Source organism: Candidatus Woesearchaeota archaeon (assembly GCA_016214075.1).
Classification (GTDB): Archaea; Nanobdellota; Nanobdellia; order Woesearchaeales; family DSVV01; genus JACRPI01.
Map to the genome: position 1 here is coordinate 1 of JACRPI010000045.1, position 9,697 is coordinate 9,697.

Here is a 9,697-nt window from a genome sequence, read left to right on the forward strand (position 1 = left end):
TACTGGTCGAAAGTCAAGTTCATCTACAACTTTACGTTTAAAATCTCTGGTAAATGCTCTGCGTGACCCCATTTTCAGACCTCCATACTTTGGTAGAAAATAGTAACTTAACTATGTGTCCTTTTTTAGGGGGTCAGTCCAAATGAACAAAATATCAACAAATAACGACGCGAATCTGAAACAAAAACCACAAGACAATATTTATAAAATAGCTATAACAACTTATAGATACTCCTATCGAGGGCAGTAGTTTAATGGTAGAATATGGGACTGTGGATGCTTTGCGCAACAGATATCCCGTGGCGGGGGTTCGATTCCCCCCTGTCCTCTATTTTTTAATTCTCTAAATTAAATTTTTTAAACATGAATCATATTTTATAAATCTCAGCTCTTTACTTCCTTACATGACCCTGTATGAACAAATACATGATTGGCATGTAAGCCTTGCAATTCCTTCTCAAGCAAGAGAAGTGCTCAAAGCAGATTTTGAACGATGGCTGTTAGGAGAAGTTCCATACAGTATGATGCTTGGGCACTTAAACAGTCTCCCCCTAGAAACCCGCCTGAGTACTGACACTTCTCTCTTACACCAAACATGGGAAGACCATGTTGAAAGAGTAAAGGATGAAACATTACGTAACCCCATGGCTGATAAAGCATTAGCAGAGCATTGTCTTTATGGTTCAACTACTGAAATTCCCCCAAACCCTTTTGTTACTCTCGCATCTTATTTGAGAAGACACCCTTCTGATGTTTATGATCGTGTTGTGGTTGAAGCAACAGGGAGAAAATATCGATCTCGCCTTGATGGAACAACTATTGAAGGAGCGGGCTTTTTCTGGGGTATTGATCCACGTACTTATTGGCTTGACCCTGATAAAAATAGATTTTTTGCTGGAGGAAATAATCCTTGTGTTCAAGTCACCTTTAGAATTAATTTAGAAACAAGAATTTCTTACATAGACGCTAGAAATAGAGAACCCTAAACAAGCTCAATAAAAACCTTTATAAATAACCTCCTGTTTCTGGATTGTTAACCCGAGTTCGAAAGAGCGCATTTAGGGTTAAATGATTGTTTCAATTGTTTAACAGTAGATGAATTCTAAGGACTTTGGATACGTGATTAACAATGGCAGACGAAAAACAACAACTCAAATATCTTGTTCGAATCGCGAACACAGACTTAACAGGCTCTAAGCCTATTGGATACGCACTCCTTAACATTCGCGGCGTTGGCTTTGCTTACGCAAACATGGCATGCACACTCGCAGAAGTAAGCCCAATGAAAAAAGCAGGAGCACTTTCTGACAAAGAAGTAAGCGCACTTGAATCCGTTATTACTAATCCTACTAAATTTAATGTTCCAACCTGGATGTTTAACAGACAAAAAGATTTGGAAACAGGCGATGACATGCACATCATCGGTCCAACAATCAAATTCGTCCAAGACAATGATGTTCGACTTATGAAGAAGATCCGATGCTATAAAGGCATGCGTCACGCAGCAGGATTACCTGTTCGCGGACAACGCACACGATCCAACTTCAGAAAGAACAAAGGAAAAACTGTTGGCGTCATGAAGACAGCGCAAGCAAAAGCAGCAGCACCTGCAGAAAAGAAAAAATAAGACTACGTGAACACTAATGGGAGATCCAAAAAAAATCAGAAAAAAATTTACGCCGCCGAGCCATCCATGGCAAAAGGCACGTATTGAATCAGAAAAAGCTATTGTCAAACAATATGGTGTGAAGAACAAGAGAGAAATTTGGAAAATGGGCGCTATGCTCAGAAGCTTTACCTCTCAAGCGAAAACACTCATTGTCGCAACAACAGGACAAGCAATGAAGGAAAAAGAAAACCTTATCAAAAAATTACAGCGATACGGCTTTGTCGGCGCTGACGCAACTATCGATCAGATCCTTGGATTAACACTCAACGATATCATGAACAGACGATTACAAACTATTGTTGTCAAAAAAGGACTCGCAAGCAATGTCAAACAAGCACGACAAATGATAACGCACAAACACATCGCAGTTGGAGAGAAAAAAATCAGCTCCCCTAGCTACCTTGTCTCGCTTGAAGAAGAAGGCGTTATTACTTATGCTTCTTCGTCCAGCTTTGCGCGCGAAGATCACGCGGAACGCATCAAACTTACGCAAAAAAAATAAAGAACGTGAAAAAACATGAATCCAGAACAACCAACTGTTGAAGAATCACCACAAATGGACAGACGACGCGGACCAATGCGTTGGGGAATTTGCCACATTTACTCTTCATACAACAACACCATCATTCATATTACTGACATCACTGGCTCTGAATCTATCGCACGAACTAGCGGTGGACAAGTTGTTAAAGCGCATCGTATGGAGAGTTCTCCTACTGCCGCAATGAGCGCCGCGAAAAAAGCAGCTGAGACTGCATTTGAAAAAGGAATTACTGGCATTCACGTCAAAATCAAAGCACCAGGTGGACATAATGGACCACACAATCCTGGACCAGGAGCGCAAGCTGCTGTCCGTGCACTCTCCCGTATGGGTCTGCGCATCGGTATTATCCAAGATGTTACTCCTATTCCACACGATGGATGCAGAAAGAAAGGCGGTAAACGCGGACGACGTGTCTAAATACCATGGAAATTCGCATCTTAGAAAAAGCAAAAGATAAAATGTATTTGTCTTTCATGATCAGAGGAACGACGCCAGCGTATGCAAATACATTGCGTCGCCTGATGGTAGGAGAAGTTCCTACAATGGCTATCGAAGATGTAGAACTTTTCAAAAACAGTTCGCCTATGTACGATGAAACTGTCGCGCACAGACTCGGTTTAATCCCCCTCACCACTGACCTTAAATCATATCGAATGAAAAAAGGACCAGAAGATGATGGCGCTGCTGCGTGTGAAACAACATTAACACTCAAAGCAAAGGGACCATGCACTGTGTATGCGTCTTCATTAAAAGCAAAGGATCCAAAAGTAGTTCCTGCATATCCGGACATGCCAATTTGCATCTTGCTCAAAGGGCAAGAACTTGAGTTGCAGGCAGTCGCAATCCTTGGTAAAGGAAGAACGCATACTAAATGGAGTCCTGGACTTGTTTGGTACAGTTATGAACCTACACTCACGATCAATCCAAAAAGTGATCAATTGGAAAAAGTCAAACACCTGTATCCGCCACAAATATTTGACAAGAGCGGAAAGATTGACAAAGCAGCAATCCTCGACAATAACCTCGTCGACGCTGTTGATGGTGTTTGCGATGATGTCATTAAAGTAGAATACAATGACAAAAACATCATTTTCCATGTTGAATCATGGGGACAACTTGATGCAAAAACTATTGTTCAGAAAGCAATTGAATTGTTTGATGAACAACTTGACGCATTCGATGCTTCCTTAAAAGACCTCAAATAAAAAACAGGTTTGCTCTCCAAATGAGGAGGTGGCAGAGCCTGGTCAAATGCGCTAGCTTGAGGGGCTAGTCCCTTAGTGGGTGCGCGTGTTCGAATCACGTCCTCCTCATTCCAATCACAAGTGAAATACCATGAACCAAAAGAAAATACATCCAGAATTGCAACAGCTGATTGAAAAGCTGCGACATACTTCTGCAAAAGAAGGTATCGCGCTTTGGAAAACAGTTGCAGCAACACTCGCAGGAAGCACTGCAAAAAGACCAATCGTGAATATCTCACGCATTAATCTTTACGCTACAGACAAAGAAGTAGTTCTTGTTCCAGGAAAAGTCCTTGCAACAGGAGATTTAGCACGACCTGTCCAAGTAGCAGCATTCCGATTTTCCAAAGAAGCAAAACACAAAATTGAAAGCGCAAAAGGAAAAGCATTATCCATTGTTGAATTGATGGAAAAAAATCCAAAAGGAAAAGAAGTACGAATACTCGGGTAGAAAAACATGATAATTATCGATGCAAAAGATTTAATCGTTGGCAGATTCGCAACATTCGCTGCAAAGCAAGCATTGCTCGGCAATGAGATTGCTATTGTCAATTGTGAAAAAGCATATATCACAGGAACCCCTACACACGTTCTTTCCGAATTCCGAAGAAAACGAGCGCAGGGAACCTGGGCAACTGGTCCATTTTATCACAGACAACCTGACCGACTTGTTCGACGAATTATTCGTGGTATGCTTCCGCACAAACAAGAAAAAGGTAAAAGCGCATATCACCGAATCATGTGTTACATTGGCGTTCCTGCTGATTTTAAAAATCAAAAACTAGAAACACTTGAGAATGCACGTATTTCCAACGTACCAAACTTGAAATATGTCTCTGTCGCGGAAATTTCCAAGCACCTTGGTGCAAAAAGAGTAGATGGTGAATAATCATGAGTAAAATCATACAAACATCCGGAAAACGAAAACGCGCTATCGCGCGCGCAACAGTGCACGCTGGAAAAGGAAACATCCTTGTCAATAACAAGCCAATTTCTGCAATTATGCCTGCTATGTTACGTTTACGCTTACAAGAACCATTGCTTCTCGCTGAAAAGCTTGGAGAAGGATTGGATATTACTGTTACTGTCGCAGGAGGCGGGCCAACAAGTCAAGTTGATGCAGCACGCCTCGCAATCGCACGAGGACTCGTTGCGTTTAGCAACAGTGCAGCTTTGAAAAATACCTTTTTAGAATATGACCGATTATTGCTTGTCGCAGATATCCGACATAAAGAAAGCGCGAAACCAAACAGTCACGGACAAGCACGATCTAAGGTTCAGAAATCGTACAGATGAGGCCAAGATGATAATTCAAATTCGATGTTACAGTTGTGGAAAACCAATTGCACACCTCTGGGAAGAATATACAAAAAGAACTGAAAAAGGAGAAGAGCGAAAGAAAGTTCTTGATTCTCTTGGATTGAAACGATACTGCTGCAGACAGACACTCATGGGTCATGTTGATCTCTTAGAAGTCGCAGGACACTTTAAGAAGTTTTGATTTCTTATTTTTTCTATCATTTATACGTTCTGATATTCTTCAACATACAGATCATACAATGCTAAGTAATCCGTATTCTCTGGATCGTACTCTGTATACAATCCATTATTCCAGTGAAACGCAACTCGGCGCCATCGTTCTTCTTCTGACTCTTCTGGATATTGCAATGTAAATAAGTTATATGCTGGAACTGCGTAGCCTGTCAGGAAACGTTCTAGGTTTTGCTCTGGATCAAATGGCTCTGTTAAAGCAGTGACTTCTCCCATATCAATCCAACTACCATAATCTTGCATGCGCATTGCATAATAGTACTCTTCATTGGAGTTATCTGGTGAATCTAAGCAGAATGGATATGGTGATCCTTGATACATCCAACCTGTCAATTTTGTGAGCCCTAACCCATGGGGATAATTGTCTGTGGTAAACGAACACTCAGGACGAGCTTCATTCCAATTTTCATCTCCTTCGATTCCATCATCATAGCTCACATCAGTATTGTTGAAACTTGACTCTCTTCTCACTATTGCTTTCAGGAACCACGATGGAACATCATATTGCTCTGCAATTTCTTCGATAATTTCTATAATTTCTTCTTCTGAATATTCTTGTACTTGTTCCTCATTTATTTGTTCTTCTGATTCGTTTTCTATAGTTTCTTCACCTCGTGAACTCTCTTCTTGCAATGCTTCGAATTGCTGCAAGAGATTTTGTGCATCATAATTATTATATTGTTGAAGTTCATTGATCCATCTGTTGATTTCATTTTCTAGTTCTTCGCTCTCTTGCACTGAAAGATGCTCTTGTTTTTGCTGTTTTATTTCGAAGAGTGCTTGCTCTGCTTCCTCAAAGAGTGCGTTCTCTGCTTGCTTTGCACTCTCTTTTTTCTCTGTTTTGTTTTCTGTTGTTATTGCAATTGTATTGTACGCAGGTGTTATGATTTCTCCTCTATCCCCTGCTTTCTCTTCAAGTGTATTTTCTGTTGAGAAGAGAAAAAAAAGAATTAGTCCAAATGTGATAATAGCGGTGAGAAGAAATACCCATTCAACCCATTGTTTTGCCATATATGAAGAAAAGACTTTTGTTTTATAAATGTTGGTTAGAGAATTTCTTCTTGTTTATTCTCTTTTGTTTTTCCTGCGACAGTGCTAGAAATTTGGGAAGATTTAAAACTTCCTTTTCTTCTCTTTCTCTTTGAATGGCACAAAAAAATACATTAGTGGGACTTGTTAACGCATTTTATCTATCTCATATGACCGCCTCTGTCATAGAGGGTGCTCTTCTTGGTGCAGTGTACTGTGGAAGCGCAGCAGCAGTAAGGGAATATGGAGCTGATGCACAAGCAGTTGTCCCTCTCCTTACAACCACAACATTATGCGTCATTCTTTTAGAAGCAGAAAAATATTGGAAAAGAAAAATGCCAGTACAACCTTCTTATAATTTCTCTCACCTTACAGCATATATTAGTACTGCTTTTATTGCTGGAACAGCAGTAACTTATTTTACTGAGAATATGTGAAGTAACTCAGAGAATTATGTATCAATTGAAGACAGGCCACAGAAAACCAAACTTTTAAGAGATAAAATTAAATACATCCTTCTCCTTATTTTTCTTTATGTATCCACAATCACATTTTCTATTTCCATTATTGATTGGTTTGATCCTTGAAAAACTCGGCTACATTGGGTATGATTTTGTTCTTGTTGCTGTGCTTGTTGGTGTTTTGATTGATCTTGATCATCCTCTTCATCATTTCTTCAAGACTGGACAACTCAGTATTCTTGCAACAGCTGACGACGCTTTCAAAAAACACATTGATGATCGGACGTTTTTGCATCACAAATTAGGAATACTTGTCACAACTATTTTTCTTATTATTGCCTTTGCCTATTTTCCGTATTGGACACTTGCTGTTGCAATCGGCTATTATAGCCATATGCTCCTCGATCACATCACTGCAGATGGGCGATTATTGGACAATAGAACAGATAAAGATTATTTGGGAAAAAGAAAACCAATCTTGGTTTGTTTATGTGGCTATACAGTGAAGATCGCGCCATTTGAAATTGTGTTTGACGTGGTTTGTGTTGTGGGATTGGTGGCTGTGTTTTTTGTTTAGAATAGAGATCTATGTTCTTTCCTGCACACCAATAACTTCTCGCACTTGATATAAACCACCAAGCGCTAAGAACGCGCATTCTCTTGTCGCTTGTTTGGGCGTAAGCACACGCATTGCTCCTGCTAAATCGCTTACAAATCCTAAAAATAATTTCCCCCGCATATTTGTTTCATACCCATATCCACTTTTTCTGTCCAAATAAAAGTCTTTTAGATCATCAAAATACGCGCCACCTCCTCCTGTTAACTCAAGAAATTTTGTGATGGAATCAGGCAACCCTTCAACATGCTCTTGCAGAATATTCCCTTCTAACAACCCAAGTGTTCTTCCTACTTCCCCTCTCGCATGATATCTTTCTTTATCATTTATTGCGTTGCACTGCCGTAACTCTTCTTGATACACTCTATCAAGTCTGCACTGTACAGCATTATCAAATCGATTGTATTCTTCTAAAATGTATGCTTCAGCACCTGATGCTGGTTTTCTTCCCCTCTGTAAAAGAGCATAAATATTTTTTAAGTTTCCTACTCGTGAACTCCCTTGCTCATCAACAACGTCATCCGCTGCTTTTACCCACTGAAACACACGCCCAATATTCTCAACAGCCGCTCTTGCTGCCTGTGTTTCCGCATTTCCGCCAAAAACATCAACTTGAATAAGAGAAAACTGCGCTGGAACTGTCCAATACGCGCGAAACGCCGCTTCTTTATTTTTTGCGTTAAGATACTCTTGCGCTTCTCGTGTCAGACGTTCTTGCTCTAATACTTTGTTTCTATCTTGCACGACAAGAACACCAAGATCTCTATAATACTGCACTCTTGGCCATACTGTTATTACTGCTTTGTCAACGGCACTGTATAACGTCATCAATTGAAAGAAACAGAATACGCCTTATAAAATTTATGCGCTTCTTTCATTTTCAAAAACAATATAAACTCTCAAACTCCTTCTGTTTCGGAAAGAGTGACTTATTCTTTCCAACATTATGTTTACAGAGGTGACAGTGATGGATATTCCCCTTGGATTAAGTTATGACGATGTTCTTCTTGTGCCAAAACATTCGCATGTGAGCAGCAGAAAAGAAACTTCTCTTATGACGCAACTCACGAAATCCATCCAACTCAATGTTCCGCTTGTTGCCGCAAACATGGATACAGTAACAGAATCTAAAATGGCCATCGCCATGGCACGACACGGCGGCATTGGCATTATTCATCAATTCATGACCCTGGAAGAACAATGCAAAGAAATACGACGTGTGAAACGAAGTACAAGTTATGTCATTGATGAGCCGCTGACTATTGATGAAAACAAAACAGTCGAAGAAGCGCTGCAACTCATGGAATCAGCAGGCATCAAAGGATTGCTTGTGGTGAACTATGAGCGAAAATTTTCTGGCATCTTAACACAACGCGACATTCTTTTTGAAAACAATTTTTCCAGATTGATTAAAGAAGTGATGACGCCAAAAGAAAAAGCAATCACTGCGCCTGTGGGCATGAGAAGAAGCGAAGCAAAAGAAATTATGCACAAACACAAAATTGAGAAACTTCCCCTTCTTGACGCTGATGGGTTTGTTCGTGGCTTAATCACCGCAAAAGATATTCTTGACACATATAGATACAAAGAGGCGAGCAGAGACGCAAAAGGTCGCTTGCTTGTCGGCGCAGCTGTCGGCGTCAAAGAAGGTTACTTGCAGCGCGTGGACGCATTATTGCGCGAAGGCACTGATGTCATTGTTGTGGATATTGCTCATGGGCATAGTGATCTTGCATTGAATACTGTTCGTGGCATCAAAGAACGCTACCCTGCTGTGCAGCTTATCGCAGGCAATGTCGCAACAGCCGCTGGCTGCGAAGCACTCATCAAAGCAGGCGCTGACGCAATCAAAGTTGGTGTTGGTCCTGGCGCTGGCTGCATCACTCGCGTTGTCGCCGGCTCTGGAGTTCCTCAACTCACTGCTGTTCTTGACGCTGTTTCTGTCGCACGGCATTATGGCATTCCAATTATAGCAGATGGCGGCATTAAAAACAGCGGTGACATCGCAAAAGCACTCGCTGCTGGCGCCGCAACAGTAATGTGCGGGAGCATTTTCGCAGGCACTGACGAAAGTCCTGGCAACATTGTTTTGCGTCATGGACGACGCTATAAAGAATATCGCGGCAGCGCAAGCGCAGAAGCAAATCACGCTCGACGCGAACGAGAAACTGGAAAGATTATCAAAGATAAATTAGAGTATAATCCTGAAGGTGTCGCGGGTTATGTCGCGTATAAAGGAAGCGTGACAGAAGTTATCTCTGAGTTAGTAAATGGTCTACGCTCTGGCGTGAGTTATTGTGGCGCAGCGACAATTTCTGAAATGCAACAAAACGCTTCTTTTGTTCGAATCACTTCTGCTGGAATGCGCGAGAGCAAACCGCATGATATTGAGGAGAAGTGAGCGGTTTTATTATCTCACAAGATTTTACTTCTTAGAAAAATAGGACATTGTCTATTTAGCGTCATCTATATATATTAGTTAATTCTTAGGTTGTTTTGGTGATTTTTATGGACATTCAATGTTTGAACTGTAAATCCAGTGATATTGCTAAAAAAGGTTATAGAAAAAATAAGTTAGGAAAA

14 protein-coding genes and 2 tRNA genes are annotated in these 9,697 nt (G+C 40.8%); 14 read left to right on the plus strand and 2 right to left on the minus strand.

Going from position 1 to position 9,697, the window contains the following annotated elements; translation table 11 throughout:
- The first annotated feature begins 240 nt into the window (after positions 1–240).
- The 11 genes from HZC31_08470 (at position 241) to HZC31_08520 (ending at position 4,958) form a co-directional block, all read left to right on the plus strand.
- A tRNA-His gene (locus HZC31_08470) sits at positions 241–329 on the plus strand.
- 75 nt (positions 330–404) lie between these two features.
- Positions 405–986 carry a hypothetical protein gene (locus HZC31_08475; GenBank protein ID MBI5003392.1) on the plus strand — a complete coding sequence of 194 codons (582 nt, stop codon included), beginning with the start codon at positions 405–407 and terminating at the stop codon, positions 984–986.
- A 143-nt stretch (positions 987–1,129) separates the two neighbouring features.
- Positions 1,130–1,627 carry a 30S ribosomal protein S13 gene (locus tag HZC31_08480; GenBank protein ID MBI5003393.1) on the plus strand — a complete coding sequence of 166 codons (498 nt, stop codon included), beginning with the start codon at positions 1,130–1,132 and terminating at the stop codon, positions 1,625–1,627.
- A gap of 16 nt (positions 1,628–1,643) precedes the next feature.
- Complete coding sequence (locus HZC31_08485) at positions 1,644–2,171, plus strand: 30S ribosomal protein S4 (protein MBI5003394.1); 528 nt, start codon at positions 1,644–1,646, stop codon at positions 2,169–2,171.
- 54 nt (positions 2,172–2,225) lie between these two features.
- Positions 2,226–2,630: a 30S ribosomal protein S11 gene (locus HZC31_08490; GenBank protein MBI5003395.1), complete on the plus strand. Its 405-nt coding sequence runs from the start codon at positions 2,226–2,228 to the stop codon at positions 2,628–2,630.
- A 5-nt stretch (positions 2,631–2,635) separates the two neighbouring features.
- Positions 2,636–3,418, plus strand: a complete 783-nt coding sequence (locus HZC31_08495; GenBank protein MBI5003396.1) for a DNA-directed RNA polymerase subunit D — start codon at positions 2,636–2,638, stop codon at positions 3,416–3,418.
- Positions 3,419–3,440: 22 nt separating this feature from the next.
- A tRNA-Leu gene (locus tag HZC31_08500) sits at positions 3,441–3,526 on the plus strand.
- A gap of 22 nt (positions 3,527–3,548) precedes the next feature.
- Complete coding sequence (locus HZC31_08505; protein MBI5003397.1) at positions 3,549–3,908, plus strand: 50S ribosomal protein L18e; 360 nt, start codon at positions 3,549–3,551, stop codon at positions 3,906–3,908.
- A gap of 6 nt (positions 3,909–3,914) precedes the next feature.
- A complete protein-coding gene (locus tag HZC31_08510; protein MBI5003398.1) occupies positions 3,915–4,346 on the plus strand; it encodes a 50S ribosomal protein L13 in 432 nt (143 codons plus the stop codon).
- 2 nt (positions 4,347–4,348) lie between these two features.
- Positions 4,349–4,753 (plus strand): 30S ribosomal protein S9, encoded by a 405-nt coding sequence (locus HZC31_08515; protein ID MBI5003399.1) that lies wholly within the window; start codon positions 4,349–4,351, stop codon positions 4,751–4,753.
- Positions 4,754–4,760: 7 nt separating this feature from the next.
- Entirely contained in the window at positions 4,761–4,958 is a 198-nt protein-coding gene (locus HZC31_08520) for a DNA-directed RNA polymerase subunit N (GenBank protein ID MBI5003400.1), read from the plus strand.
- Positions 4,959–4,978: 20 nt separating this feature from the next.
- Here the strand turns inward: HZC31_08520 and HZC31_08525 are convergent, their stop codons facing one another.
- A complete protein-coding gene (locus HZC31_08525) occupies positions 4,979–6,019 on the minus strand; it encodes a hypothetical protein (GenBank protein ID MBI5003401.1) in 1,041 nt (346 codons plus the stop codon).
- A 134-nt stretch (positions 6,020–6,153) separates the two neighbouring features.
- Between HZC31_08525 and HZC31_08530 the strand changes: the two genes are divergently transcribed.
- Entirely contained in the window at positions 6,154–6,474 is a 321-nt protein-coding gene (locus HZC31_08530; GenBank protein ID MBI5003402.1) for a hypothetical protein, read from the plus strand.
- A gap of 97 nt (positions 6,475–6,571) precedes the next feature.
- Complete coding sequence (locus tag HZC31_08535; protein MBI5003403.1) at positions 6,572–7,075, plus strand: metal-dependent hydrolase; 504 nt, start codon at positions 6,572–6,574, stop codon at positions 7,073–7,075.
- A gap of 9 nt (positions 7,076–7,084) precedes the next feature.
- On the opposite strand, the gene HZC31_08540 is transcribed toward HZC31_08535, so the two are convergent.
- Positions 7,085–7,942: a hypothetical protein gene (locus HZC31_08540; GenBank protein MBI5003404.1), complete on the minus strand. Its 858-nt coding sequence runs from the start codon at positions 7,940–7,942 to the stop codon at positions 7,085–7,087.
- A gap of 139 nt (positions 7,943–8,081) precedes the next feature.
- Here HZC31_08540 and guaB point away from each other — a divergent pair, with 139 nt between their 5' ends.
- Positions 8,082–9,515, plus strand: coding sequence for an IMP dehydrogenase (guaB, locus tag HZC31_08545; GenBank protein ID MBI5003405.1), 1,434 nt, complete (start codon positions 8,082–8,084; stop codon positions 9,513–9,515).
- Positions 9,516–9,697 lie beyond the last annotated feature (182 nt).